Origin of the sequence: Planomicrobium sp. CPCC 101110 (assembly GCF_007859395.1) — a bacterium.
GTDB lineage: Bacteria > Bacillota > Bacilli > Bacillales_A > Planococcaceae > Planococcus.
Map to the genome: position 1 here is coordinate 1,361,617 of NZ_VOHD01000003.1, position 26,082 is coordinate 1,387,698.

At 46.0% G+C, this 26,082-nt stretch carries 28 protein-coding genes; all 28 read left to right on the plus strand.

The features are described from left to right. Positions 1–13: 13 nt before the first annotated feature. Complete coding sequence (gene ftsY / locus FQV30_RS06610; protein ID WP_146499302.1) at positions 14–1,030, plus strand: signal recognition particle-docking protein FtsY; 1,017 nt, start codon at positions 14–16, stop codon at positions 1,028–1,030. A gap of 67 nt (positions 1,031–1,097) precedes the next feature. Then, positions 1,098–1,421, plus strand: coding sequence for a putative DNA-binding protein (locus FQV30_RS06615; protein WP_146499303.1), 324 nt, complete (start codon positions 1,098–1,100; stop codon positions 1,419–1,421). Positions 1,422–1,433: 12 nt separating this feature from the next. After that, a complete protein-coding gene (gene ffh / locus FQV30_RS06620; protein ID WP_146499304.1) occupies positions 1,434–2,795 on the plus strand; it encodes a signal recognition particle protein in 1,362 nt (453 codons plus the stop codon). A gap of 265 nt (positions 2,796–3,060) precedes the next feature. Then, entirely contained in the window at positions 3,061–3,333 is a 273-nt protein-coding gene (rpsP, locus tag FQV30_RS06625; protein ID WP_146499305.1) for a 30S ribosomal protein S16, read from the plus strand. Between the two features lie 13 nt (positions 3,334–3,346). Next, positions 3,347–3,580 (plus strand): KH domain-containing protein, encoded by a 234-nt coding sequence (locus FQV30_RS06630; protein ID WP_146499306.1) that lies wholly within the window; start codon positions 3,347–3,349, stop codon positions 3,578–3,580. Between the two features lie 71 nt (positions 3,581–3,651). Beyond that, positions 3,652–4,170 (plus strand): ribosome maturation factor RimM, encoded by a 519-nt coding sequence (gene rimM, locus FQV30_RS06635; protein WP_146499307.1) that lies wholly within the window; start codon positions 3,652–3,654, stop codon positions 4,168–4,170. Further along, complete coding sequence (gene trmD / locus FQV30_RS06640) at positions 4,167–4,895, plus strand: tRNA (guanosine(37)-N1)-methyltransferase TrmD (protein ID WP_146499308.1); 729 nt, start codon at positions 4,167–4,169, stop codon at positions 4,893–4,895. The genes rimM and trmD overlap by 4 nt, the downstream gene beginning before the upstream one ends. A 133-nt stretch (positions 4,896–5,028) precedes the next feature. After that, complete coding sequence (gene rplS, locus FQV30_RS06645; protein WP_146495539.1) at positions 5,029–5,373, plus strand: 50S ribosomal protein L19; 345 nt, start codon at positions 5,029–5,031, stop codon at positions 5,371–5,373. Between the two features lie 263 nt (positions 5,374–5,636). Further along, entirely contained in the window at positions 5,637–6,194 is a 558-nt protein-coding gene (gene lepB / locus FQV30_RS06650) for a signal peptidase I (protein ID WP_146499309.1), read from the plus strand. Between the two features lie 11 nt (positions 6,195–6,205). After that, a complete protein-coding gene (gene ylqF / locus FQV30_RS06655; RefSeq protein ID WP_146499310.1) occupies positions 6,206–7,078 on the plus strand; it encodes a ribosome biogenesis GTPase YlqF in 873 nt (290 codons plus the stop codon). Positions 7,079–7,153: 75 nt separating this feature from the next. Next, entirely contained in the window at positions 7,154–7,936 is a 783-nt protein-coding gene (locus FQV30_RS06660; protein WP_146499311.1) for a ribonuclease HII, read from the plus strand. Between the two features lie 112 nt (positions 7,937–8,048). Continuing rightward, positions 8,049–9,209 carry an ADP-forming succinate--CoA ligase subunit beta gene (sucC, locus tag FQV30_RS06665; RefSeq protein WP_146499312.1) on the plus strand — a complete coding sequence of 387 codons (1,161 nt, stop codon included), beginning with the start codon at positions 8,049–8,051 and terminating at the stop codon, positions 9,207–9,209. 17 nt (positions 9,210–9,226) lie between these two features. After that, a complete protein-coding gene (gene sucD / locus FQV30_RS06670; RefSeq protein WP_146499313.1) occupies positions 9,227–10,129 on the plus strand; it encodes a succinate--CoA ligase subunit alpha in 903 nt (300 codons plus the stop codon). 186 nt (positions 10,130–10,315) lie between these two features. Beyond that, entirely contained in the window at positions 10,316–11,209 is an 894-nt protein-coding gene (dprA, locus tag FQV30_RS06675; RefSeq protein WP_146499314.1) for a DNA-processing protein DprA, read from the plus strand. A 108-nt stretch (positions 11,210–11,317) separates the two neighbouring features. Next, the gene (gene topA, locus FQV30_RS06680) at positions 11,318–13,387 is read left to right on the plus strand and encodes a type I DNA topoisomerase (protein WP_146499315.1); all 2,070 of its coding nucleotides are present in this window, start codon (positions 11,318–11,320) and stop codon (positions 13,385–13,387) included. Positions 13,388–13,406: 19 nt separating this feature from the next. Then, positions 13,407–14,717 (plus strand): FADH(2)-oxidizing methylenetetrahydrofolate--tRNA-(uracil(54)-C(5))-methyltransferase TrmFO, encoded by a 1,311-nt coding sequence (gene trmFO, locus FQV30_RS06685; RefSeq protein ID WP_146499316.1) that lies wholly within the window; start codon positions 13,407–13,409, stop codon positions 14,715–14,717. Between the two features lie 68 nt (positions 14,718–14,785). Next, positions 14,786–15,679 (plus strand): tyrosine recombinase XerC, encoded by an 894-nt coding sequence (gene xerC, locus FQV30_RS06690; protein ID WP_146499317.1) that lies wholly within the window; start codon positions 14,786–14,788, stop codon positions 15,677–15,679. Positions 15,680–15,694: 15 nt separating this feature from the next. Further along, positions 15,695–16,243, plus strand: coding sequence for an ATP-dependent protease subunit HslV (gene hslV, locus FQV30_RS06695; RefSeq protein ID WP_146499318.1), 549 nt, complete (start codon positions 15,695–15,697; stop codon positions 16,241–16,243). Further along, positions 16,240–17,637, plus strand: a complete 1,398-nt coding sequence (gene hslU, locus FQV30_RS06700; protein ID WP_146499319.1) for an ATP-dependent protease ATPase subunit HslU — start codon at positions 16,240–16,242, stop codon at positions 17,635–17,637. The genes hslV and hslU overlap by 4 nt, the downstream gene beginning before the upstream one ends. A gap of 85 nt (positions 17,638–17,722) precedes the next feature. Next, on the plus strand, positions 17,723–18,502 hold the full coding sequence (gene codY / locus FQV30_RS06705; protein WP_146499320.1) for a GTP-sensing pleiotropic transcriptional regulator CodY: 780 nt from the start codon (positions 17,723–17,725) through the stop codon (positions 18,500–18,502). A gap of 303 nt (positions 18,503–18,805) precedes the next feature. Continuing rightward, positions 18,806–19,522 carry a 30S ribosomal protein S2 gene (rpsB, locus tag FQV30_RS06710; RefSeq protein WP_146499321.1) on the plus strand — a complete coding sequence of 239 codons (717 nt, stop codon included), beginning with the start codon at positions 18,806–18,808 and terminating at the stop codon, positions 19,520–19,522. Positions 19,523–19,609: 87 nt separating this feature from the next. Then, positions 19,610–20,497 (plus strand): translation elongation factor Ts, encoded by an 888-nt coding sequence (gene tsf / locus FQV30_RS06715; RefSeq protein ID WP_146499322.1) that lies wholly within the window; start codon positions 19,610–19,612, stop codon positions 20,495–20,497. 76 nt (positions 20,498–20,573) lie between these two features. Beyond that, a complete protein-coding gene (gene pyrH / locus FQV30_RS06720) occupies positions 20,574–21,299 on the plus strand; it encodes a UMP kinase (protein ID WP_146499323.1) in 726 nt (241 codons plus the stop codon). Then, the gene (frr, locus tag FQV30_RS06725) at positions 21,299–21,856 is read left to right on the plus strand and encodes a ribosome recycling factor (RefSeq protein ID WP_146499324.1); all 558 of its coding nucleotides are present in this window, start codon (positions 21,299–21,301) and stop codon (positions 21,854–21,856) included. The genes pyrH and frr overlap by 1 nt, the downstream gene beginning before the upstream one ends. Positions 21,857–22,008: 152 nt before the next feature. Next, entirely contained in the window at positions 22,009–22,800 is a 792-nt protein-coding gene (locus FQV30_RS06730) for an undecaprenyl pyrophosphate synthase (protein WP_146499325.1), read from the plus strand. Beyond that, positions 22,797–23,588, plus strand: a complete 792-nt coding sequence (locus FQV30_RS06735) for a phosphatidate cytidylyltransferase (RefSeq protein WP_146499326.1) — start codon at positions 22,797–22,799, stop codon at positions 23,586–23,588. The genes FQV30_RS06730 and FQV30_RS06735 overlap by 4 nt, the downstream gene beginning before the upstream one ends. A 16-nt stretch (positions 23,589–23,604) precedes the next feature. Beyond that, entirely contained in the window at positions 23,605–24,750 is a 1,146-nt protein-coding gene (dxr, locus tag FQV30_RS06740; protein ID WP_146499327.1) for a 1-deoxy-D-xylulose-5-phosphate reductoisomerase, read from the plus strand. 43 nt (positions 24,751–24,793) lie between these two features. Then, positions 24,794–26,053 (plus strand): RIP metalloprotease RseP, encoded by a 1,260-nt coding sequence (gene rseP / locus FQV30_RS06745; protein WP_146499328.1) that lies wholly within the window; start codon positions 24,794–24,796, stop codon positions 26,051–26,053. Positions 26,054–26,082: the final 29 nt, after the last annotated feature.

A 26,082-nucleotide genomic window follows, 5' to 3' on the forward strand; every position in this document is an offset into this window, starting at 1 on the left:
GAGGAGTGGGCATATGAGTTTCTTTAAAAAATTAAAAGATAAATTTTCAGGCAACCAAGAAGCTGAACAGTCAACTGAGAAATACAAAGAAGGATTAACGAAAACCCGTACCGGTTTCACATCAAAGATCAATGATCTTGTTGCAAGATACCGCAAAGTGGATGAGGATTTCTTTGAAGAGCTTGAAGAAGTTCTGCTGCAGGCGGACGTTGGTTTTGAGACGGTCATGGAACTGATGGACCAACTGCGTTTCGAAGTACAGCGCAAAAACGTCAAAGACACATCGAATGTCCAATCGGTCATTTCCGAAAAATTAGTGGAAATCTACGAAGCCGGCGATGCTGAAGTGAACGAATTGAAATTCAACGATGAATTGACAGTGATTTTGTTCGTCGGCGTCAACGGCGTCGGCAAGACGACCTCGATTGCCAAGTTGGCGCACCGTTTGAAAAATGAAGGGAAAACAGTGCTGCTTGCAGCGGGTGATACGTTCCGTGCCGGAGCGATCGAGCAGCTTGATATTTGGGGCAAGCGCGTAGGCGTCGACGTCATCAAACAAAGCGAAGGTTCAGATCCTGCCGCGGTCATGTATGATGCGGTGCGCGCTGCTAAATCCCGGAAAGTGGATGTTCTAATCTGCGATACAGCCGGTCGCTTGCAGAACAAAGTCAATTTGATGAACGAATTGGAAAAAGTCCACCGCGTGATTTCGCGCGAAATCCCTGGAGCGCCTCATGAAGTGCTATTGGCGCTTGATGCGACAACCGGACAAAACGCGCTTATCCAAGCGCAGACATTCAAAGAAGTAACCAACGTCACCGGCATCGTCCTGACAAAACTGGACGGGACAGCGAAAGGCGGCATCGTACTGGCGATCCGCAATAAATTGAAGATCCCTGTGAAGTTTGTCGGCCTGGGTGAACAGATGGATGACCTTCAGCCGTTCGACGCCCAAAAGTATGTGTACGGATTGTTTGCAGAAGGACTCGATAAAGAAGAAGAGCTGGAGAATGCGGAAGCAGACAAGTAAAATTACTTGACGCATTTGTCTATTTTTTGTATGGTTGTCAATAGAATAAGCGAGGTGAGCAGCTTTGATGGGATTGGAAAAAACGACGCGAATGAACTATTTGTTCGACTTCTATCAGGAATTGCTGACGCCTAAACAGCGCAGTTATATGATGCTTTATTACCTGGACGACCATTCGTTGGGTGAAATCGCCGATGAATACAATATTACGCGACAAGCGGTGTATGATAATATCCGCCGGACAGAAGCGATGCTTGAAGAGTACGAAGAAAAACTTCAGTTGTTCGAGAAGTTTCAAAAACGGCAGCAGCTCGTTTCCTCGTTTGAAAATCAACCGTTTACTGAAGAACGGGTCTTGAAGTTTCTGGACCAATTAAAAGAATGGGATTAGGGGGCGGAAAGTGTGGCATTTGAAGGATTAGCCGAACGCCTGCAAGGCACCATCCAACGGATCAAAGGAAAAGGGAAAGTGTCTGAAGCAGACGTCAAAGAAATGATGCGCGAAGTCCGTTTTGCGTTGATCGAAGCGGACGTCAATTTAAAAGTGGTAAAAGAATTTGTAAAGAAAGTAAGTGAACGGGCGGTCGGCCAAGCCGTCATGGATAGCTTGACGCCTGGGCAGCAGGTCGTGAAAATCGTTAAAGATGAACTGACGAACTTGATGGGCGGAGAACAAAGCAAAATCGAATTTTCCACCAAACAGCCAACAGTCATCATGATGGTCGGCTTGCAAGGTGCCGGTAAAACGACAACTTCCGGGAAACTGGCAGGCATGCTCCGGAAAAAGCACAATCGAAAGCCTCTGTTAGTAGCGGCTGACGTTTACCGTCCGGCTGCTGTCCAGCAGCTGGAAACAATCGGCAAGCAATTATCCCTTCCGGTCTTTTCAAAAGGGACGGACCTGTCCCCAGTTGAAATTTCCCGGCAAGCGATCGAGTACGCTAAAGCCGAGCATATGGATACGGTCATTATCGATACAGCCGGTCGCCTGCATGTGGACGAGAATTTGATGCAGGAACTGAAAGATATACGCGCCTTGAAAGAGCCGGATGAGATTTTCCTTGTGGTTGACGCCATGACAGGGCAGGATGCTGTCAACGTGGCCCAAAACTTCAATGAAGCTATCGGCATTACCGGTGTCGTCCTGACAAAGCTGGACGGAGACACCCGAGGCGGGGCGGCGCTTTCTATCCGTTCCGTCACCGATAAACCGATCAAGTTTGTCGGGATGGGCGAAAAAATGGACGCGCTTGAAGCGTTCTATCCTGAACGCATGGCATCCCGGATTCTCGGGATGGGCGATATGCTGTCATTGATTGAAAAAGCGCAGACGAACGTCGATGAAGCAAAAGCAAAAGAGCTGGAAGAAAAATTCCGGACTTCTTCGTTCACATTTGATGACTTTTTGGATCAGATGAACCAAGTCAAACAGATGGGCCCGCTCGATGAAATCTTAAAAATGCTACCGGGCGCGAATAAGATCAAAGGCATCGAAAACGCCAAAGTGGATGAAGGCCAAATGGGCCGCGTTGAAGCGATTATCCAGTCGATGACTACGCAGGAGAAAACCACTCCTGAAATCATCAGCTCCAACCGCCGGAAGCGCATAGCCAAAGGCTCTGGTACAACGATTCAAGACGTAAACCGGCTGCTCAAGCAATTTGAGGACATGAAGAAAATGATGAAGCAAATGTCAGGCATGGCGAACAGCAAAAAAGGCAAGAAAAAGATGTCGATGCCAGGACTGGATTCTCTATTTAAATAATCTATTTTAAGAGGCTATTTTTATAAATTCTAATTAAAGATACGGAGTAAAACAGCGCAGACTCCAGCGGGAAAGCGAAGCGCCAAACTAACTCGGGCATTATGCCCGAGTTAGTTTGGCGCGAGTTCGCGGAAAGCGCAGCTGTTTTACGGAGTATCTTTATCTCAGAAAAAAATTTTAGGTGTTAAGAAAAAATACTTTACAAACTATTAGAAGCTTGCTAATATAATATCTTGTGTGAAACTATTCGGAGGTGCTTTAAGAAATGGCAGTAAAAATTCGTTTAAAACGTATGGGAGCTAAAAAATCTCCTTTTTACCGTATCGTAGTAGCTGATTCACGTGCTCCACGTGACGGCCGTCAGATCCAGACAGTGGGTACTTACAACCCGCTAACAGTTCCAGCTGAAGTTAAAATCAACGAAGAATTAGCGTTGAAATGGCTTCACGATGGCGCTAAACCATCTGATACTGTACGTAACTTGTTTTCTCAAAACGGCATTATGGAAAAATTCCATAACGACAAATTAAACAAGTAAGGGAGACTTTCTTATGAAGCAGCTGATTGAAACCATTGTGAAACCGCTGGTCGATTATCCGGAAGAAGTTCGAGTTGAAACAGACGAAAATGCAAGCCGAATTGTCTACAAGCTTTCCGTGCATTCAGAAGATACAGGGAAAGTCATCGGTAAACAAGGGCGTGTGGCGAAAGCCATCCGTTCAATCGTGTATTCAGCAGCCGGCAATTATCATAAGAAAAAAACGTTTCTCGATATTATGGATTAAAAAAGGAAGGAGCCTCGGTTCCTTCCTTTTTTGTCAGCCAAAACAGAACGGTAATGAAAGGATGTTTGCAAGTGGAATGGTTTAATGTGGGAAAAATCGTCAATACGCACGGAATCCGCGGCGAGGTCCGTGTGATGTCGCGCACTGATTTTCCGGAAGAACGCTTCGCAGTCGGCGTGAAGCTGGGCTTGTTCAAACCAGATGCAAAAAAGCCGATCATGGTGAAAATTGCTAGCCACCGCCAGCATAAAAACTTTGAATTGCTGACGTTCGAGGGCTATCCGACAATCAACGATGTCGTCGAATTCAAAGAAGCATATTTGAGGATTGCTGAACATGATTTGACCGAACTTGAAGAAGGCGCTTTTTATCATCATGAAATTTTAGGCTGTACGGTCTTTTCGACCGAAGGACAGGAAATCGGTGTTATCAGCGAAATTCTTGAAACGGGCGCCAACGATGTATGGGAAGTCAAGCCGGAAAAAGGGAAGATGCATTATATTCCTTATATCGAAGATGTGGTCAAAGAAGTGGATATTGATGAGAAAAAAGTGGTCATCGAAGTGTTGGAAGGTTTGTTGTCAGAATGAAAATAAACGTCCTTTCCTTGTTTCCGATGATGTTTGATGGTGTGTTTCAGCAGTCGATCATGAAAAAAGCCCAGGAAAAAAATGCGGTTGCACTGAACGTAGTGGATTTCCGGGAATTTGCCGATAACAAGCGGCAAGTGGATGACTACCCGTTTGGCGGCGGAGCAGGAATGGTCTTAAAACCTGAGCCGATTTTCAATGCTGTTGAATCGCTGACGAAAGACAAAAAGCCCCGGGTCATTTTGATGTGCCCGCAGGGGGAGCGTTTTACGCAGAAGAAAGCGGAAGAACTGGCCGGGGAAGAAGAACTGGTTTTCATTTGCGGACATTATGAAGGGTATGATGAACGCATTCGCGAACATTTGGTGACGGATGAAATCTCACTCGGCGATTTTGTGCTGACTGGCGGGGAACTGGCCGCCATGACGATTATAGACAGTGTCGTCAGGCTGCTTCCAGGCGTCCTGGGAAACGCCGATTCATCAGTAAGGGATTCCTTTTCTACCGGCTTGCTGGAACATCCCCAGTATACCCGTCCGGCTGATTTCCGGGGCTGGAAGGTGCCGGAGGTGCTGACGTCAGGAAATCATGCCCGTGTGGATCACTGGCGTGAAGAACAGGCGCTCAAACGGACTTTGGAGCGCCGTCCGGATTTGCTTGAGCAAGTCGAGTTGACGGCGCAGCAAAAGAAAATCATCAGCGAATTAAAAAAACAACAAAGATAAACGGATTTTCTCTTGCACATGCTGTTGTTTGATGATACTATGGAGTCTGTACTTTTATGTGAAGTACAGGATCACGGTGTTCCGCTGCAACAGGCAAAAAGGTGCAAGAACATCTGTAGAAGGAGAGAAAATGATGCAAAACATTATTTCAGAAATCACTAAAGAGCAAATTCGTACAGATCTTCCGGACTTCCGTCCTGGCGATACTGTCCGCGTCCACGTGAAAGTTGTCGAGGGCACGCGCGAACGTATCCAAATGTACGAAGGAGTCGTAATCGGTCGCCGTGGAGGCGGAATCAGCGAAACTTTCACTGTCCGCAAAATTTCCTACGGTGTTGGTGTTGAACGTACATTCCCTGTACACACGCCAAAAATCGCACAACTTGACGTTGTCCGTCGTGGTAAAGTACGTCGTGCGAAACTGTACTACTTGCGTGATCTTCGCGGTAAAGCAGCTCGCATTAAAGAAATCAGATAAGATTGCACTGAAGAAAGAGGGCGCTTGCGCCCTCTTTCTTTTTTTGCGGGCCAGCACATTTGGCATGGAAATAAAAAGTGCCTGGGGACCATTCTGCAAAACAGCGGAAAACGTCCGCATGCAATGGGAAGATCATTCCCTCATTTGCCGGACAAGAACGTGCCGGGCAAGTCTTTTGGGACTGTCTGTGCACCTTCGCTATTTTTTGCTAAATAGGCAAAATCCTTGTACAATTAAACGAGAATGCTCAAGGAGGAACGTGCATGGAAACAGAACCAAAGAAAAAAAACGAAGTGTGGGAATGGTCCAAAGCTTTGCTGATTGCCTTCGGACTTGCGGCAATCATCCGCTTTTTCTTTTTCACACCAATTGTCGTGGATGGGGAATCGATGATGCCGACACTAGAGCACGGCGATCGGATGATCGTCAATAAAATTGGCTACAATGTCGGGGAACCTGATCGATTCGATATTGTTGTGTTTCATGCGCCTGAAGAAAAGGACTATATTAAACGGATCATCGGCTTGCCGGGGGACCACTTGGCATATGAAGATGACCAGCTGTATATAAATGGCGAACCTGTGGATGAACCTTATTTGGATACATTCAAAGAAGGCATCACCGGAACATTAACAGAAGATTTTGCATTAGAAGATGTCATCGGTGAAGAAACGGTTCCTGAAGGCCACGTGTTTGTGATGGGGGATAATCGCAGAGCAAGCAAAGATAGCCGGATGATCGGTGCTGTGCCGATGGAAGAAGTGATTGGCAGCACGAGTCTTGTGTTTTGGCCGATGGCTGAAGCAGGAGTCGTGAACTAAGGAGTGTTTTTATGACGATACAATGGTTTCCGGGACACATGGCGAAAGCGCGAAGAGAAGTTACAGAAAAACTGAAGCTGGTCGACATCATTTTCGAACTAGTGGACGCGAGATTGCCGTTATCTTCGCGGAATCCAATGATTGACCAAGTGATTCAGCAAAAACCCCGTCTCATTATTTTAAACAAGATGGATATGGCGGATGAAGTTGAAACTAAAAAGTGGATCCGTTATTTTGAAAGCGAAGGAACGCGGGCGGTTGCCATCAATTCCCTTGAAGGGAAAGGCCTGCAGCTCGTGACAAATGCATCCAAAGAAATATTGGCGGAGAAATGGGACCGGATGATTTCCAAAGGCATCAAGCCTCGCGCCATCCGTGCCATGATTGTTGGCATCCCGAACGTCGGAAAGTCGACGCTCATTAACCGCCTGTCAAAGAAAAGCCTGGCGAAGACCGGCAACATGCCTGGTGTCACCAAGGCGCAGCAATGGATTAAAGTCGGCAAAGAAATTGAGCTTCTGGATACGCCGGGAATCCTTTGGCCGAAGTTCGAAGATCCGGAAACCGGGTTGAAACTGGCGGTGACAGGAGCCATCAAAGATTCGGTTATTCAAATGCAGGAACTGGCGGTCTATGCCCTTAAGTTTCTTGAAGGCAGATATCCAGAGCGCCTGAAGGAAAGGTACGGCTTGGAACATATCGATGAAGACATCGTCCATGCATTTGACCATATCGCCAAAAAGCGCCATATTGCCAATGTAAACGGGGAAGTCGATTACGAAATGGTGGCCGAAATTATCGTGCGCGATATTCGCAACCAGCATCTCGGCCGGGTGACGTTCGATTATAAAGATGAAATGATCTTGGATGAAGAAGCCAACTGATCTAGGTGAAAGAGGTTGATCCCATTTACAGGGTCAGCCTCTTTTTCAGTTAATAGCGAAAGCGGGGAAAAACAAATGAAAACCGTCACAGAAATAAGAGCTGCATTGAAAGAAGCGAGTGAATGGACACCGTGGATGGAGGAATTGAAGCAAGATGATCGGAAAAGCGTGCAGACATTGCTAAAGCAATGGGAAAAGAAAAAGCGGCTTGCCGAAAAATTAATACATAACCATAAATTGAAAATTGAGTTTGACCAGTCTTTCAAGGAATGCCCTGGAAGCTTAGTGGCAGGGATAGACGAAGCCGGGAGAGGACCGCTAGCAGGTCCGGTCGTCACAGCCGCGGTCATATTGCCGGAAGACTGCTCGTTATTGCTCGGGCTCGACGATTCCAAGAAAATGTCCAAGGACAAACGAGAAGCGTTCGCTAGTTTGATCCGGAAATTGGCGGTCAGCTATTCTGTGCATGTCCAGCCGCCGGAAGAAATTGACCGCCAAAATATCTACCAAGCGACGAAAGGATCGATGACCAAAGCTGCACTGGCACTCAACCCTCAGCCATCTGTCGTACTGGCCGATGCGATGAAACTCGACGTACCGATGCCTTGTGAATCCATTATAAAAGGGGATGCCAAAAGTTTGGCGATTGCCGCAGCCTCTGTCCTGGCAAAGACCGGAAGGGACGCCATTATGGATGCATACGCCGAAGAATATCCTGTATATGGTTTTGCTAAACATGCCGGTTATGGGACATCAGAACATGTAGCTGCACTGGAACTTTATGGCCCATGTCCGATACACCGAAAAACTTTTGAACCGGTCAAGTCGCTGCTGCATAATAATGGCCAACCAATCTGAGTATTGGAATTTTTTGCGCTATACTCAACAACTGTGGACATTTAAAGACAACTTTAATACAATGGTAGAGGCAATAAAATTACGATACAGATGTTTGATTGGAGGATGACAGATGAATATCCATGAATATCAAGGGAAACAGATCCTTAAACAATATGGAGTAGCAGTTCCTGAAGGCCATGTTGCTTTTTCTCCGGAAGAAGCTGTTAAAGCGGCTAAAGAACTTGGTACAGATGTTGTTGTGGTGAAAGCCCAAATCCACGCAGGTGGCCGAGGAAAAGCAGGCGGAGTCAAGCTTGCTAAAAATTTGGACGAAGTGCGTACATATTCAAAAGAGCTTTTAGGCAAAGTGCTCGTTACGCACCAGACTGGTCCTGAAGGCAAAGAAGTTAAACGTTTGTACATCGAAGCAGGAAGCGACATCCAAAAGGAATACTACCTTGGATTGGTTCTTGACCGCGAAACTTCACGCGTAACTCTTATGGGTTCAGAAGAAGGCGGAATGGACATCGAGGAAGTAGCAGCTAATAACCCGGAACGCCTTTTCTATGAAGAAATTGATCCGGTTATCGGTTTGACTGGTTTCCAAGCACGCCGCATGGCATTCAACATAAACATCCCAGCAAAACTGGTAAACAAAGCTGCAAAACTAATGCTTGGCTTGTATCAGGCATATGTGGATACTGACGCAGCAATCGTAGAAATCAATCCTCTAGTTGTTACTGGAGACGGACAAGTTGTAGCGTTGGATGCAAAATTCAATTTTGATGCAAACTCTTTATACCGTCATCCGAATGTAATGGAGATGCGCGACTACGATGAAGAAGATGCGAAAGAAATTGAAGCTTCCAAGTATGACTTGAGCTACATTTCTTTGGATGGGAACATCGGCTGTATGGTTAACGGCGCCGGCCTTGCTATGGCAACAATGGATACGATCAACTACTACGGCGGATCACCCGCTAACTTCCTTGACGTTGGGGGCGGTGCCACTGCTGAGAAAGTAACCGAAGCTTTCAAAATCATTCTTTCTGATCAGAATGTAAAAGGAATCTTCGTTAACATTTTCGGCGGTATCATGAAGTGCGATATCATTGCAGAAGGCGTTATCCAAGCAGCTAAAGAAGTTAGCTTGAGCGTGCCTTTAGTGGTTCGTCTTGAAGGAACAAACGTAGAACTTGGCAAAAAACTGCTGAACGAATCAGGTCTTGATATTGTCGCTGCCGGCACTATGGCAGAGGGCGCTAAAAAGATCGTAGAACTTGTAGGCTAAGAAGGGCAGGGACAAAAATGAGCGTATATATTAATAAAGACACGAAAGTGCTTGTACAGGGAATTACAGGGTCAACTGCCCTTTTCCACACGAAGCAGATGCTTGAGTACGGAACAAAAATCGTTGCTGGGGTAACTCCGGGCAAAGGCGGCACTGAAGTTGAAGGTGTACCTGTCTTCAACACAGTTGAAGATGCTGTTAAAGCAACAGGAGCAAACGTTTCTGTAATTTATGTACCGGCTCCATTTGCCGCTGACGCAATCCTTGAAGCTGTTGAGGCTGAACTTGACATGGCAATCTGTATCACCGAACACATTCCAGTTTTGGATATGGTTAAAGTGAAACGTTACATGGAAGGCAAGAAAACGCGTTTAGTTGGACCGAACTGCCCAGGTGTCATTACGCCTGATGAATGCAAAATCGGCATCATGCCTGGATACATCCACAAAAAAGGACACGTCGGCGTTGTTTCCCGCTCTGGTACATTAACGTACGAAGCGACTCACCAATTGTCTGAAGAAGGAATCGGCCAATCTACAGCGGTAGGTATCGGCGGGGATCCAGTCAACGGCACGAACTTTATCGATGTGTTGAAAGAATTCAACGAAGACGAAGATACGTATGCTGTGGTTATGATCGGTGAAATCGGCGGAACAGCTGAAGAAGAAGCTGCTGCGTGGGTCAAAGCCAACATGACGAAGCCTGTAGTAGGCTTTATCGGCGGCCAAACAGCTCCAGAAGGAAAACGTATGGGCCATGCCGGTGCGATCATTTCTGGCGGTAAAGGGACAGCTGCAGACAAGATCAAAGCGATGAACGAAGCGGGTATCGAAGTGGCAGACACTCCATCCGTTATCGGCGAAACTTTGATCAAAGTCATCAAAGAAAAAGGCCTTTACGACGCTTGTAAAACACATTAATATCTAAAACAAACCCTGAATTGCTGAAGTACCGGCAATTCGGGGTTTTTCTTTTTTATGAAAGTGTTCGAGGATGGCTTTCTAACAAAAAGGAAGAGTACTGTTTACAATTCTTGTAAGCCGGATTAATATAAGCATATGAGCGCCCGCTGTCGGCAGCTTGCTATAACGGAATGGAGGAAACGAATGAAAAATGATTTTTTTCACCGCCTGCTTGCTTTGCACTACGTTTACCCGAAGCCATTGGACAAACTGAATTCGCTTTTGAAAGAGGACTTGCAGCTCGAAAGACTGCATAACCAGACTGTACTGCAGCTTTCGAAAAAATTATCAATATCCCCGGCTTCTGCATCTCGGTTGAAAACAGCCTATACGGAATCATTGAACATCCCTTTTTCAAACGTCTATGAGAAATATAAGATAACCCCCATACCTTATCTTCACCCTCTATACCCCGAAAGCCTGCTGGAACTGGTTGACCCGCCAGCCGTCCTTTATGCAAAAGGGCAGCTTTCTCTACTCCAAAACCAGAATCGCATCGCGGTCATCGGCTCCCGAAAAGCGTCAAGCTATTCCCGGAATGCAATGGGGCTTATCATCCCGCCTCTTGTTGATGACAATTTCATTATCGTAAGCGGGTTGGCGAAAGGGGCGGATGCTATGGCGCATGAAACTGCCATTAATTTAGGCGGGTCGACGATTGCTGTAACAGGCAGCGGCTTCTTGCATCCGTATCCAAAAGAGAACGTGAAATTGCACCATATAATAGAAGAAAATCATTTGATTATTACCGAATATCCGCCTTATATGAAACCGAAAAAGTGGAATTTCCCGATGCGGAACCGGATTATCAGCGGCTTATGCCGAGGGATTGTAGTGACCGAAGCGCAAACAAAGAGTGGTACATGGAGCACGGTCGACCATGCGATGGAGCATGGAAAAGATATTTTTGCAGTGCCGGGAAATATTTTCTCTCCCCTGTCAGAAGGTCCGCATAAGCTGATTGCAGAAGGCGAAAAACCTGTCTGGAACGGGTGGCAAGTGCTCGAAGAATACCGGGAAAAGGTTTCAGGAAAATAGCTCTTAAAACTAAAAGCCTTGCATTAAGGGAAAAACTGTTATACATTTTGCACAGGTAATTCTTATTTAGTCTATAGTTTTAAGAAACCTCTATGAGGAGGAATATTCATGTCGGATTTTTTAGTTATTGTTGAATCGCCAGCAAAGGCGAAGACAATTGAGCGGTATTTGGGCAAGAAATATAAAGTCCGTGCATCTCTCGGGCATCTTCGCGATCTTCCACGAAGCCAAATGGCTGTAGATGTTGAGAACAATTATGAACCTCGATATATAACAATCAGAGGAAAAGGCCCCATTTTGCAGGATTTGAAGAAAGAAGCGAAAAAGGCGAAAAAAGTCTTTCTCGCGGCTGACCCTGACAGAGAAGGGGAAGCAATTGCATGGCACTTGGCTACAGCGCTGGGAATCGATCAGGAATCGGATTGCCGTGTTGTCTTCAACGAAATCACGAAAGATGCGATCAAAGAATCTTTCAAACATCCACGCCAAATCGATATGGATCTAGTGGATGCCCAACAAGCGCGCCGGATACTCGACCGATTGGTCGGCTACAGCATCAGTCCGCTGTTATGGAAAAAAGTTAAAAAAGGATTGTCTGCAGGACGCGTGCAATCTGTGGCGCTCCGCCTGATTATCGACCGGGAAAACGAAATCAAAAACTTCGAGCCTGAAGAATACTGGTCAATCACAGGACAGTTCGAAAAAGCGAAAAAGAAATTTGAAGCGCAATTCTATGGCAGTTCAGAGGAAAAAACAAAGTTATCCAATGAAGCAGACGTTAAAGCCGTGTTGTCATCAATGAACGGCAAAGACTTCACAGTGAACCGCGTGGTGAAAAAAGAAAGAAAGAGAAATCCTTCCCCTTCTTTTACAACCTCATCCCTTCAACAGGAAGCAGCCCGCAAACTAAATTTCCGTGCTAAAAAGACGATGATGCTAGCGCAGCAGCTATACGAAGGAATTTCGGTCGGAAAAGAAGGCATTACAGGATTGATCACGTACATGCGTACCGATTCCACACGTATATCGGAAACCGCAAAAAAAGATGCACTCGAATTCATTTTGGGCCAGTATGGTGAAGAGTATGCAACAAAAGCTGCGGCCGGGAAACAGGCGTCTTCTTCACAGGATGCGCACGAGGCAGTCCGCCCAACAAGCGTTTACCGCACACCGGAATCTGTCAAAGAGATTTTATCGCGTGATTTGTATCGATTATACAAATTGATCTGGGAACGGTTTGTCGCCAGCCAAATGGCTCCGGCTGTCATGGACACGGTAATGGCCGAACTGCAAAGCGGCGAAGCTGTTTTCCGGGCGAACGGCTCCCAAGTAAAGTTTCCTGGTTTCATGAAGCTTTACGTGGAAGGAACAGACGACCAAACAGATGAAAAAGACAATATTTTGCCCGAGATGAATGAAGGTGATTCTGTTGAAGCCGTGGATATAGTGCCGAAACAGCATTTCACCCAACCGCCTCCGCGTTATACGGAAGCGAGGCTGGTCCGGACACTGGAAGAATTGGGCATAGGGCGTCCTTCAACATACGCGCCTACGCTTGATACAATCCAGAAACGCGGCTATGTGACCCTGGATGCAAAGCGCTTTATACCGACAGAGCTTGGCGAAATTGTCCACCAGCTGGTGCTGGAGTTTTTCCCGGATATATTGAATATTGAGTTTACCGCAAAAATGGAGCATGACCTTGACAGTATCGAAGAAGGGGAAATCGACTGGAGGGCCATCATTGATGCGTTCTTCCAGGAGTTTGAAAAAGATCTTGAAGTAGCTGAAAGTGAAATGGAGAAAGTCCAGATCAAAGACGAACCAGCTGGGGAAGACTGCGAGCATTGCGGATCTCCTATGGTATTCAAGCTGGGGCGTTACGGCAAGTTCATGGCTTGCAGCAATTTTCCGGATTGCCGAAATACGAAAGCGATCGTCAAGCATATCGGCGTGACTTGCCCGACTTGTAAAGAAGGCGAGATCGTCGAACGTAAAAGCAAGAAAAAGCGGCTTTTTTATGGATGTGAACGTTATCCGGAATGCGAGTTCGTTTCGTGGGATAAACCGATCGAACGGCCATGTCCAAAATGCAGCCAGCTGCTTGTTGAGAAGAAAGTCAAAAAAGGCGTTCAAATCAACTGTGTGAATTGTGATTACGAAGAAGAAGTTCAATAATTTATAGAGGTGTTAAAAGATGGATAAAATTGTAAATGTAATTGGAGCCGGCCTTGCCGGAAGTGAAGCGGCATGGCAAATTGCTAAACGGGGAGTAAAAGTTCGCCTTTACGAAATGCGCCCGGTCAAACAGACGCCAGCTCACCATACCGATAAGTTTGCCGAGCTGGTCTGCAGCAATTCGCTTCGAGCCAATTCACTGACAAACGCAGTAGGGGTAATAAAAGAAGAAATGCGCCATTTGGACTCGGTTATCATTGAAGCGGCTGACAAAGCTTCTGTTCCGGCAGGCGGAGCATTGGCGGTGGACCGCCACGAATTTTCACAGGCAGTGACCGATAAAGTGCGCAATCATCCGCTTGTGGAAGTGATTAACGAAGAAGTGACGGAAATTCCGGAAGGCATCACGATCATTGCTACTGGACCGTTAACTTCTCCGGCGCTTGCAGAGAAAGTGCGTGAGCTGACCGGCGAGGAATATCTGTATTTTTACGATGCCGCTGCACCGATTGTGGAAAAAGACAGCATCGACATGGACAAAGTCTATTTGAAATCCCGCTACGACAAAGGCGAAGCAGCTTATTTGAATTGTCCGATGACAGAAGAGGAATTCAAACGGTTCCATACGGCGCTCGTTGAAGCGGAAGTTGTGCCATTGAAAGAATTCGAAAAAGAGATTTACTTTGAAGGCTGTATGCCGATCGAAGTCATGGCTGCACGGGGTGAAAAAACGTTGACGTTCGGTCCGATGAAACCGGTCGGATTGGAAGACCCGAAAACAGGCAAGCGGCCATACGCGGTCGTCCAGCTTCGTCAGGATGACGCAGCGGGTACGCTCTATAACATCGTCGGCTTCCAGACGCATCTTAAATGGGGGCCGCAAAAAGAAGTGCTCAAGCTGATTCCTGGCCTTGAGAACGTTGAGATTGTCCGTTACGGCGTTATGCACCGCAACACATTCATCAACTCACCGCGTGTATTGAAACCGACATATCAGCTAAAAGCCAACTCGAACATTTTCTTCGCCGGCCAGATGACTGGTGTTGAAGGTTATGTGGAATCTGCAGGAAGCGGACTCTTAGCCGGCATCAATGCGGCGAAACTGGCGCTTGGCGAAGAACAGATCGTCATGCCGGCGGAAACGGCGCTTGGCAGCATGGCCCGCTATATCACAGAAGCCGACAGCAAGAATTTCCAGCCGATGAACGTCAATTTCGGCTTGTTCCCGGATTTAGGGGAACGCATCAAATCCAAGCAGGAACGTGCAGAAAAGCATGCTGAACGTGCATTGGACGCAATTCGAAATTATATGAATACAGTGACTGTTTGATTGATAAAAGCCTCTAAATGTTGTTATAATTTAGAGGCTTTTGTATGTGTTAGAAAGGTGGCCTTGTTATGGGGAAAGAAGAAATGCTTCAATCTTTTATGACATACATTCAACTCGAGAAAAACTATTCCGAACACACGGTCCACCATTACGAACAGGATCTGGCGGGTTTTTTTCTTTTTTTAGAGGAAGAAGGCATTCAAAGTTTGGGCGAAGTTGAATACCTCCATGCCAGGAATTATGTGACGAAGCTATATGATGCGAAGCTATCCAGAACGACTATATCGAGGAAGATCTCTGCAATCCGTTCTTTCTTCCGGTATGGAAGCCGCGAATTCGGATTGAGCGAAGCTGCTTTCCGATCGCTGTACCATCCTAAGAAGGAAGAACGGCTTCCGCAGTTTTTTTACGAAGAAGAACTAGAAGCGCTTTTCAAGTCGGCGCAAGGTGAAGATAAACTCTCTATCCGGAACACGGCGTTGCTGGAACTTTTATATGCAACCGGCATGCGGGTGAGCGAATGCGTCAACATCCGGATGCAGGACTTGGACCGCCGCATACAAATCGTCAAGGTGATGGGGAAAGGCCGGAAAGAGCGCTACATACCATACGGCCAGTTTGCCCATGACGCACTGGAACATTATATTGAAGAAGCACGTCCCAAATTGATGAAAAATCAAACGCATGAAAGTTTATTCGTGAATAACCGCGGGGAAATGCTTACGGATAGAGGCATTCGGCATATATTGAACGAATGCATGAAAAAAGCTTCCGTCAATTCCGTCATCTATCCGCATATGATCAGGCATACGTTCGCCACACATCTGCTGAACAATGGAGCGGATATGAGGACAGTGCAGGAGTTGCTGGGGCACTCGCACTTAAGCTCGACACAAGTATATACGCATGTAACGAAAGAACACTTGAAAAAAACGTATTTGAATTCGCATCCAAGGGCTTAGAAAGGGGGATTTTTTATGCACGAGTTTCATGCAACCACGATATTCGCTGTACAACATAATGGCGAATGCGCCATGGCGGGGGACGGGCAAGTGACGTTCGGCAATGCTGTCGTCATGAAGCACACTGCGAGAAAGGTCCGGAAATTGTTCAACGGGCAAGTATTGACCGGATTTGCAGGTTCAGTCGCAGACGCATTTACGCTTTTCGAAATGTTTGAAGGCAAACTGACCGAATATAACGGCAATCTTCAGCGGGCTGCGGTGGAACTGGCAAAACAATGGCGCGGAGATAAAATGCTCCGCCAACTGGAAGCCATGCTCATCGTCATGAACAAAGATGAGCTGCTGCTTGTTTCCGGCACAGGAGAAGTGATCGAGCCGGACGATGGCATCCTGGCAATCGGCTCTGGCGGCAATTATGCGCTGGCAGCCGGGCGAGCACTGAAAAAATATGCCGGAGACAATATGACTGCGGCCCAAATCGCAAAATCGGCGCTTGAAACAGCGGCCGACATTTGTGTTTATACCAATCATCAAATAGTTTTGGAGGAGTTGCCTAAATGAAAACTCAGACAGATTTAACTCCCAGACAAATAACAGATCATCTTGACCGGTACATCGTAGGCCAAAAAGACGCGAAACGCTCCATAGCGATCGCCCTGCGGAACCGCTACCGCAGAAGCCGCCTTGAAGAAGAGCTTCGCGACGAAGTGATACCGAAGAACATATTGATGATCGGGCCGACGGGTGTAGGGAAAACTGAAATCGCCCGCCGGATTGCGAAGCTCACCGGTGCGCCGTTCATCAAGGTCGAAGCGACTAAATTCACGGAAGTGGGCTATGTCGGACGCGATGTGGAGTCGATGGTGCGCGATCTAGTGGAAGCGGCGGTAAGAATCGTCAAGGAAGAAAGGTTTGAAGCGGTTAAAACTCAGGCAGAAGCTGCGGCGAACGAGCGGATCGTCAAACTTCTCGCGCCTTCCCTCAAGAAAAAGCAAAACAGCCAAAATCCGTTGGAAATGCTTTTTGGGCAGAAGATGGAACAAGAAGACGACGATGCGGCTGCGGAAGTGGAAGTGCGGGTGAAACGCAGGGAAATAGCGGCCGATTTGAAAGCCGGCAAACTCGAGGATGAATGGGTGACTGTCGAAGTGCTTGAGAATATGCCGTCTATGTTTGATGCGCTCCAAGGATCGGGAATGGAACAGATGGGAGCCAATATGCAAGATGCGCTTTCATCGCTTATGCCTAAGAAAAAGAAAAAGCGGCGCCTTCAAGTGAAGGAAGCCCGACGGATCTTAACGGCGGAGGAAGCCGCAAAATTAGTCGATGATGAAGAAGTTGCTTCAGAAGCGATCGAGCGCTCTGAACAGCACGGCATCATTTTTATCGACGAGATGGACAAAATCGCAAGCAAGAACAATTCCTCATCTGCGGATGTTTCAAGAGAAGGCGTTCAGCGGGATATATTGCCGATTGTCGAAGGGTCTACAGTAGGGACCAAATACGGAGCGGTGAAAACGGACTATATGCTCTTTGTAGCTGCTGGCGCTTTCCATATGTCAAAGCCGTCAGATTTGATCCCTGAGCTGCAAGGCCGGTTCCCTATCCGGGTGGAATTGCAGAAGCTTGAAGTCGGCGATTTCGTGAAAATATTGACTGAGCCGAGACATTCTTTGATTAATCAATATAAAGCACTTCTCGAAACAGAAGGTGTTATGGTAAACTTTACTGATGCCGCAATAACTAGACTGGCTGAAATTGCTTATGAAGTAAACCAAGACACTGACAATATCGGCGCGCGCCGGCTCCATACCATATTGGAGCGGCTGCTTGAAGATTTGTCTTTCGAAGCATCGGAGATATCACCGGCACAAATTGACATTACTCCCCAATATGTGAACGAAAAGCTTGAAAATGTGGCAAAAAACAAAGATTTGTCACAATTTATTTTGTAATTCGAGTCAGAATAGTATCATTAAAGATTAAAAACCTTTAGAATATTGAATAAACACGGCGTGAATATGTAGGAGGTTCATTAGAATGAATTTATTGGAAAAAACAAGACGCATCAACTCAATGCTACAAGCAGCGGCAGGCAAGCCGGTTAACTTTAAAGATATGGCTGAAACGTTGAGCGAAGTAATCGAGTGCAACGCATTCGTAGTAAGCCGCAAAGGGAAATTGCTCGGTTTTGCAATCAACCAGCAAATCGAAAATGATCGGATGAAAGGGATGTTGGAAGAACGCCAATTTCCTTTGGAATACACTCAAAACCTTTCAGCTATCACTGAAACATCCGCTAACTTGGATGTAAACAGCGAGCATACGATTTTCCCGGTGGAAGAACGTGAGCTGTTCGAAAAAGGTTTGACTACAATCGTTCCGATCATCGGCGGAGGAGAGCGTTTAGGGACACTTCTTCTTGGCCGCGTGAACGAAGAATTCCAAGATGATGATTTGATCTTGGGCGAATACGGCGCAACAGTTGTCGGCATGGAGATCCTTCGCGAAAAAGGCGACCGCATCGAAGAAGAAGCACGCAGCAAAGCTGTCGTACAAATGGCGATTTCATCTTTGTCTTACAGTGAGCTAGAAGCGATCGAACACATTTTTGAAGAGCTGGACGGCAACGAAGGCTTGCTTGTTGCTTCAAAAATTGCAGACCGTGTCGGCATCACTCGTTCAGTGATCGTCAATGCACTTCGCAAACTTGAAAGTGCAGGCGTTATCGAATCACGCTCTCTAGGGATGAAAGGGACATACATCAAAGTATTGAATACGAAATTCCTAGCAGAACTGGAACAATTGAAAATGAACTAATCAAAACCATGGGGTGCCGGATTTCTTCCGGCGCTTTTTTTATTTTGCTTTCCTTGAGTTCTTCATTACTGTTCCGATGAAAGGACCCGATGCGGTAATACAAGGCGAAGAAAAAAGATTTGAAATATTATAAAGACCTTTTTATAAGAGAAACATGTTGCGGTATGTATATGGGCCGTGCTATAATTTCAAATGGTGTTAAATACACACGCATTTCGATTTGATTCGTAGGTGCTTATCTAATAGTCACGGTTCAGAGAAGAAGAATGCGGAGGAAAAATAACCTATCAGGAGGAAACACAAATGTCAGTAATTTCAATGAAACAATTGCTTGAAGCTGGTGTACACTTTGGCCACCAGACTCGCCGTTGGAACCCGAAAATGAAAAAATACATTTTCGTAGAACGTAACGGTATCTACATCATCGACCTTCAAAAAACTGTCCGTAAACTTGAGGAAGCTTATAACTTCATGAAGCAAGTGGGCGAAGAAGGCGGTAAAGTTTTGTTCGTAGGAACAAAAAAACAAGCTCAAGATGCGATCAAAGAAGAAGCAGAACGCTCTGGCAACTACTACATCAACCAGCGCTGGTTGGGTGGAACACTTACTAACTTCGGTACAATCCAAAAACGCGTTAATCGTTTGAAGCAAATCGAGCGTATGGAAGAAGATGGAACGTTTGACGTTCTTCCGAAGAAAGAAGTTGTTCAATTAAGAAAAGAACACGAACGCCTTGTTAAATTCCTTGGCGGTATCCGTGACATGAGTTCACTTCCGGACGTTATGTTCGTAGTTGACCCACGCAAAGAACGCATTGCAGTAGCGGAAGCTATGAAATTGAACATTCCTATCGTAGGTATCGTTGATACAAACTGCGACCCGGATGAAATCGATTATGTAATCCCTGCAAACGATGATGCAATCCGTGCGGTTAAATTATTGACTGGCAAAATGGCTGATGCTTTGCTTGAGTCAAAACCGGAAGAAGACGAAGAAACTCCAGCTGAAGCTGCTGAGTAATTCACAAGCATTACAGGTGATAAGCGGCCAACCCCACTTATCACCTTTTTTTGAGAACTTATAGATATCTTAAGGAGGAATTTAATCATGGCAGTTACAGCTCAAATGGTAAAAGAATTGCGTGAAAAAACTGGCGCAGGTATGATGGATTGCAAAAAAGCGCTAGTGGAAACTAACGGGGATATCGAAGCGGCTATGGACTTTTTGCGTGAAAAAGGTCTTTCAAGCGCTTCTAAAAAAGCAGACCGCATCGCAGCAGACGGAACTACTGCAGTTCTAGTTGAAGGCAATGAAGCTGTTATTTACGAAGTTAACGCTGAAACGGACTTTGTTGCGAAAAACGAAGGCTTCCAAACGCTTGTAAAAGAATTGGGCGAGCACTTGTTGTCAACAAAACCAGCTACAGTTGAAGAAGCTACTGCTTCAACAATGTCGAACGGTTTGACGGTTGCAGACCACATCTCAAATGCAATCGCTAAGATCGGTGAAAAAATCTCTTTGCGCCGTTTTGAAATCCGCACAAAAACAGATAACGACGCTTTCGGTCCTTACCTGCACATGGGCGGAAGAATCGCGGTTCTAGTTGAACTTGAAAACTCTGCAGATTCAGATGCTGCACGTGATATCGCGATGCACGTAGCTGCTTTGAACCCGAAATATGTTTCACGTGATGAAGTTTCTGCTGAAGAAGTAGACCGTGAGCGCAAAGTATTGACTGAGCAGGCTTTGAACGAAGGCAAACCAGAAAACATCGTTGCGAAAATGGTCGAAGGCCGCCTAGGCAAATTCTTCGAAGACGTTTGCTTATTGGATCAATCTTTCGTTAAAAACTCAGACCAAAAAGTTCGTGACTTCGCAGCATCAACTGGCGGAACTGTAAAAGGTTTCACTCGTTATGAAGTTGGAGAAGGAATCGAAAAACGCGTTGATAACTTTGCTGATGAAGTAATGAGCCAAGTTAACAAAGGCAACTAATAGTTTCATATGATTTTCCTGGGGAACACTGAAATGTGTTCCCTATTTTTCAATAAAAGTGTAACGGAGGAGACCGATGAGTGTTCAACAATATAAACGCATTGTATTAAAACTGAGCGGAGAAGCGATGGCGGGAGAAAAAGGGTTTGGTTTATCTCCAGAAATCATCAAAACAGTAGCCAGCCAAGTGAAAGAGGTTGTCGAACTTGGCGTTGAAGTCGCTGTAGTTGTCGGCGGCGGAAATATTTGGAGAGGCAAAATCGGTTCAGAAATGGGAATGGACCGTGCCACTGCTGATTACATGGGAATGCTGGCAACCGTCATGAACTCGCTTGCACTGCAAGATTCATTGGAGAAGCAAGGCGTCGAGAGCCGAGTGCTTTCTTCTATTGAAATGCGCCAAGTTGCTGAACCGTATATTCGGAGAAGAGCGATTCGCCATTTGGAGAAAAAACGCGTTGTCATTTTCGCGGCAGGAACAGGCAACCCTTATTTTTCAACAGATACGACAGCTGCACTTCGGGCAGCGGAAATTGAAGCAGATGTCATCTTGATGGCGAAAAACAATGTGGACGGTGTTTACTCAGCGGATCCTAAAACTGATTCGACTGCGGTTAAATACGAAGAGCTTTCTTATTTTGAAGTGATCCAGCAAGGGCTTCAAGTTATGGATTCTACAGCTTCCACATTATGTATGGACAACGACATTCCACTCGTAGTATTCTCTATTATGGAAAATGGAAACATAAAACGTGCTGTCCTCGGTGAGAAGATCGGGACTGTAGTGAGGAGAACGATATAATGCCGAAATCTGTGATGAGTGAAACCGAACAAAAAATGACCAATGCAATCCAAGCTTTTTCACGCGAGCTTTCATCAATTCGCGCAGGGCGTGCAACTCCGGCAATTTTGGATAAGTTGACAATCGATTATTACGGAGCGCCTACTCCAGTCAACCAAGTAGCGGGTATTTCGATTCCTGAAGCACGGTTGATCATGATCCAGCCGTATGACAAGTCGGTTTTGGGCGATATCGAAAAAGCGATCTTGAAATCTGATTTGGGGTTGAGCCCGTCGAACGATGGTTCTGTAATCCGCCTTGCGGTTCCGGCATTGACAGAAGAACGCCGCAAAGATTTGGTCAAGCAGGTGAAAAAGGAAGCGGAAGAAGCGAAAGTGGGCATCCGCAACATTCGCCGTGACGCCAATGATGAGTTCAAAAAGCTTGAGAAAAAAAGCGAGATTACAGTTGATGACCTGCGCAGCTATTCGGATGATGTCCAAAAATTGACGGATTCCAATATCGCGAAAATCGACGAACTTGCAAAAGCAAAAGAAAAAGAAATTATGGAAGTATAAAACGAACTTCAGTGAGTGTGAAGCGTCCTGTTTTACAGGACGCTTTTTCATGCCAAAAAAAATGGGTATCGTTAAAGAAAGCCGCACAATATCATTTTTTTTGTTATGATAAGCAATAGACATGCCGATTTGTAATAGGTGGAGGATTAAATATGTTCAATAAACTAATAAAACGAATGGCGGATTCCTCGTCGGAAAACAGAGAGCCTCTGCTTTCTGTTTCGAGTGAAGAAATCCCTGCACATATCGCAATAATCATGGATGGCAATGGAAGATGGGCAAAAAAACGTTCACTGCCAAGAATTGCAGGCCATCACGAAGGAATGAAGACTGTCCGGAGGATCACAAGGCTAGCCAGTGACCTTGGGGTAAGCGTCTTGACACTCTACGCTTTTTCAACTGAGAACTGGAAGCGTCCTAAAATGGAAGTGGATTTTTTGATGCGCTTGCCGGAAGAGTTTCTATCAACTTTTTTGCCGGAATTGATCGAAGAAAACGTTCGTGTGGAAATGATGGGCTATCACGACAATTTGCCTTCTCATACGCTTGAAGCTGTTAGAAAAGCGAAAGAGGCGACCAAGAACAATACTGGTCTTGTCTTGAACTTCGCTTTGAATTACGGCAGCCGTTCCGAAATAGTGGATGCCGTTAAAGATATTGCTGCCCAAGTGGCTGCTGGAACCCTGGACATAGCGAGCATTTCCGAAGATCATATTTCAGAGCGGCTGATGACAAAAGGCTTGCCGGAACCCGATTTGTTGATCCGGACGAGCGGCGAAGTGCGCCTGAGCAACTTCATGCTTTGGCAATTGGCGTACACCGAATTCTGGTTTACAGAAACCTTATGGCCAGACTTCAACGAAGACTCTTTACTGGAAGCGATTGAAAATTATAAAAAACGCAATCGCCGCTATGGAGGGTTGAAAGGAGAAGAGGCAAATTGAAAGAAAGAATCATAACCGGAATTATTGCCGCAGCTCTTTTTATTCCATTCGTCCTTATTGGCGGTGTTCCGTTTATCCTTTTAATGTACGTCCTAGCGACAATCGGTTTCCAAGAGCTGTTGAAAATGAAAGGGCGCAGCATTTGGAGCCTGCCGGGATTAATCCCTTTGCTCGCACTTTACGCTTTTATGCTGCCTAACGAATGGGCAGATTTTATATTTGAATGGTCAGGATATATAAAAGTGGAATTCGCGTTTTTAGCGGTAATTCTGCTTTTGATACATACGGTAATCGTAAAAAACAACTTTACGTTCGATGATGCGGCATTTGCAATCATGAGTTCTCTTTATGTTGGGATAGGCTTTTATTACTTGATTGAAACGGTCGAAGTGAAAGCGACATTTTTGATTTTTGCCTTTCTTATTGTTTGGGCTACGGATTCCGGCGCTTACTTTACCGGGCGCAAATTCGGAAAACGGAAGCTTTGGCCGGAAATATCGCCGAACAAAACAGTGGAAGGCTTTTTTGGTGGCATCATATGGGCGATCGGCATCGCATTGGTATTCGACTTTTTTATCGACTTGGATAAAAATGTGCTGATCATTATAGTTGTCGCTATTGTCGCTTCTGTTTTTGGGCAGCTGGGAGATTTGGTGGAGTCGGCTTTGAAACGGCATTATAACGTGAAAGATTCCGGTAAATTATTGCCGGGGCATGGCGGTATTCTGGATCGCTTTGACAGCATTTTATTTGTCATGCCACTTCTGCATTTTTTGCACTTTATTTAAGAAAGGAAGCAGTTAAATGACTAAAAAAATTGTTTTGCTTGGCGCAACCGGTTCAATCGGTGTCCAAACTGCAGACATTATCCGGGAACATAAAGGCGAATTCACTTTGATCGGCTTTTCGGCCGGAAAAAACATGGAAATCACAAAACAATATCTTCAAGAGTTTGCGCCGGAAATCGTCTGTGTTCAGCTGGAAGAAGATGCAAAAATGCTGCAAGCGGAGTTTCCCGATGTTTCTGTTGTTTGCGGAAGCAAGGGGTTGATCGAAGCCGCTACATACGACGCAGACGTTTTGGTCAATGCAGTAATCGGCAGCGTGGGCTTAGAACCAACTCTTGAAGCGATCAAACTTGGCCGGATTATCGCTATCGCCAATAAAGAAACATTGGTCACCGCAGGGCATCTGGTCATGGACAGCGCCAAACAGTATGGCGCCACTATTTTGCCGGTGGACAGTGAGCATTCAGCATTGTTCCAGGCATTGAATGGCGAAAAAAGAGAGCAGGCAAGCCGCCTTATCTTGACCGCATCCGGCGGCAGTTTCCGGGACCGGACACGCGCTGAGCTGCAAAATGTTACAGTGCAGGATGCGCTGAACCATCCAAACTGGTCGATGGGTTCAAAAATCACCATTGATTCAGCTACAATGGTCAACAAAGGCCTGGAAGTGATTGAAGCGCATATTTTATTTGATTTTGATTATAAAGATATAGGGGTTCTCTTGCACAGAGAGAGCATCATCCATTCCATGGTGGAATTCCATGATACGAGTGTCATGGCGCAGCTAGGAACGCCGGATATGCGGGTTCCGATCCAGTATGCCCTTACCTATCCGGAACGGTTGCCGCGTTCACAGGCGAAGCGCTTGAACTTGGCGGAAATCGGAAAATTGCATTTCCAGGAAATGGACTATGAACGATTCCGTGCATTGAAGCTGGCATTTGAAGCAGGAAAAGCAGGGGGCACTATGACGACGGTATTGAATGCAGCAAATGAACAAGCGGTTGCTATGTTCTTGAGCGAACAAATCAACTTTCTGCAGATAGAGGAATTGATTGAACGGGCAATGGACAAGCATGCAGTGATTTCTTCCCCTGATTTGGAGACGATATTGCACGTGGATGCTGAAACAAGAAAAACTGTCGAAAACATGATAAAATAGCTAAAGATTAAAACCGAAAACTGGTTTATAAGGATGGGTTTGAATGGAAACAGTTATAGCGTTTATAATAATTTTCGGTGCTTTAGTATTTTTTCATGAATTAGGCCATTTCATTTTTGCAAAGCGTGCGGGCATTCTTGTCCGGGAATTTGCAATAGGAATGGGGCCAAAAATTTTGGGCATCACCAAGGGCGAGACGATTTATACGCTTCGTTTATTGCCGATTGGCGGTTACGTGCGTATGGCCGGTGAAGATTTGGATACCGTTCAGATTCAGCCAGGGCATCGGGTCGGCATTCTGCTCAACAAAGACGGCCTTGCCGAAAAAGTGATCATGAACCAAAAAACGATGTATCCGGAAATTCTGCTTTTGGAAGTGGAAGAAGCGGATCTTGACAAAGAGCTTTACATCAAGGGATATGACGAAGAAGAAAAGTTTGTGCGCATCAGCGTTGCGCGTGATGCGGTCATCGAAGAAAACGGCAAAGATACTATTCTGGCTCCATATGACCGCCAGTTTGGTTCGAAAAGTGTCGGCCACCGGTTCTTGACAATTCTTGCTGGACCGCTGTTCAACTTCATCCTGGCGTTTTTCATCTTCTCGGCTCTTGGTTTGATGCAAGGAATTCCAACAAACGAACCTGTTGTAACAGAAGTGACCGCAGACAGCCCGGCATCTGAAGCGGGTATGCAAAATGGCGATTTGGTCAAGGAAATTGATGGAAAAGCCATCAGCACTTGGGATGAACTGGTTAATACAGTACAAGTCAATGCTGGAAGTCCATTGGCGTTCGAAGTGGAACGCGAAGGAGAACCGCTCGAATTTACCATTACACCGGAAGTTTCGGAAGAGTCTCCTGAAAAAGTAGGGGTCATCGGTGTACTTTATAGAAGCCCTCTTGAAAAGGATTTCCTTGGCTCATTTGTTTATGGGGCGGAACAGACCGTTTTCTGGTTCAAGGAAATCTTCCGATTGCTGGGCATGCTGGTTACAGGCCAATTCACAATTGATGCACTGTCAGGCCCTGTCGGCATCTATAAAACAACGGAAGAAGTTGCGAAATACGGCGTCTTTACGCTGATGAGCTGGGCAGGGATGCTCAGCATCAACTTGGGCATCATGAATCTATTGCCGCTGCCAGCACTGGACGGCGGCCGCCTGATGTTCTTCATACTTGAAGCAGTCCGCGGGAAGCCAGTGGACCGCCAGAAAGAAGGAATGGTCCATTTTGTTGGAATCATGCTTCTGATGCTATTGATGATCGTAGTCACTTGGAATGATATCCAGCGATTCTTCTTCTAAAAGAAAAGCGCGGGTGGCTATCACAGCCC

Excerpts from the sequence above, each read along its gene's own strand:
- ftsY (WP_146499302.1), top strand. The coding sequence starts at position 14 with ATGAGTTTCTTTAAAAAATTAAAAGATAAATTTTCAGGCAACCAAGAA.
- xerC (WP_146499317.1), top strand. The coding sequence starts at position 14,786 with ATGGGGAAAGAAGAAATGCTTCAATCTTTTATGACATACATTCAACTC.
- topA (WP_146499315.1), top strand. The coding sequence starts at position 11,318 with ATGTCGGATTTTTTAGTTATTGTTGAATCGCCAGCAAAGGCGAAGACA.
- rpsB (WP_146499321.1), top strand. The coding sequence starts at position 18,806 with ATGTCAGTAATTTCAATGAAACAATTGCTTGAAGCTGGTGTACACTTT.
- rseP (WP_146499328.1), top strand. The coding sequence starts at position 24,794 with ATGGAAACAGTTATAGCGTTTATAATAATTTTCGGTGCTTTAGTATTT.
- rplS (WP_146495539.1), top strand. The coding sequence starts at position 5,029 with ATGCAAAACATTATTTCAGAAATCACTAAAGAGCAAATTCGTACAGAT.
- hslU (WP_146499319.1), top strand. The coding sequence starts at position 16,240 with ATGAAAACTCAGACAGATTTAACTCCCAGACAAATAACAGATCATCTT.
- tsf (WP_146499322.1), top strand. The coding sequence starts at position 19,610 with ATGGCAGTTACAGCTCAAATGGTAAAAGAATTGCGTGAAAAAACTGGC.
- frr (WP_146499324.1), top strand. The coding sequence starts at position 21,299 with ATGCCGAAATCTGTGATGAGTGAAACCGAACAAAAAATGACCAATGCA.
- sucC (WP_146499312.1), top strand. The coding sequence starts at position 8,049 with ATGAATATCCATGAATATCAAGGGAAACAGATCCTTAAACAATATGGA.
- lepB (WP_146499309.1), top strand. The coding sequence starts at position 5,637 with ATGGAAACAGAACCAAAGAAAAAAAACGAAGTGTGGGAATGGTCCAAA.
- rpsP (WP_146499305.1), top strand. The coding sequence starts at position 3,061 with ATGGCAGTAAAAATTCGTTTAAAACGTATGGGAGCTAAAAAATCTCCT.
- hslV (WP_146499318.1), top strand. The coding sequence starts at position 15,695 with ATGCACGAGTTTCATGCAACCACGATATTCGCTGTACAACATAATGGC.
- trmD (WP_146499308.1), top strand. The coding sequence starts at position 4,167 with ATGAAAATAAACGTCCTTTCCTTGTTTCCGATGATGTTTGATGGTGTG.
- dxr (WP_146499327.1), top strand. The coding sequence starts at position 23,605 with ATGACTAAAAAAATTGTTTTGCTTGGCGCAACCGGTTCAATCGGTGTC.
- sucD (WP_146499313.1), top strand. The coding sequence starts at position 9,227 with ATGAGCGTATATATTAATAAAGACACGAAAGTGCTTGTACAGGGAATT.
- codY (WP_146499320.1), top strand. The coding sequence starts at position 17,723 with ATGAATTTATTGGAAAAAACAAGACGCATCAACTCAATGCTACAAGCA.
- FQV30_RS06730 (WP_146499325.1), top strand. The coding sequence starts at position 22,009 with ATGTTCAATAAACTAATAAAACGAATGGCGGATTCCTCGTCGGAAAAC.
- dprA (WP_146499314.1), top strand. The coding sequence starts at position 10,316 with ATGAAAAATGATTTTTTTCACCGCCTGCTTGCTTTGCACTACGTTTAC.
- FQV30_RS06615 (WP_146499303.1), top strand. The coding sequence starts at position 1,098 with ATGGGATTGGAAAAAACGACGCGAATGAACTATTTGTTCGACTTCTAT.
- trmFO (WP_146499316.1), top strand. The coding sequence starts at position 13,407 with ATGGATAAAATTGTAAATGTAATTGGAGCCGGCCTTGCCGGAAGTGAA.
- pyrH (WP_146499323.1), top strand. The coding sequence starts at position 20,574 with ATGAGTGTTCAACAATATAAACGCATTGTATTAAAACTGAGCGGAGAA.
- FQV30_RS06660 (WP_146499311.1), top strand. The coding sequence starts at position 7,154 with ATGAAAACCGTCACAGAAATAAGAGCTGCATTGAAAGAAGCGAGTGAA.
- FQV30_RS06630 (WP_146499306.1), top strand. The coding sequence starts at position 3,347 with ATGAAGCAGCTGATTGAAACCATTGTGAAACCGCTGGTCGATTATCCG.
- ylqF (WP_146499310.1), top strand. The coding sequence starts at position 6,206 with ATGACGATACAATGGTTTCCGGGACACATGGCGAAAGCGCGAAGAGAA.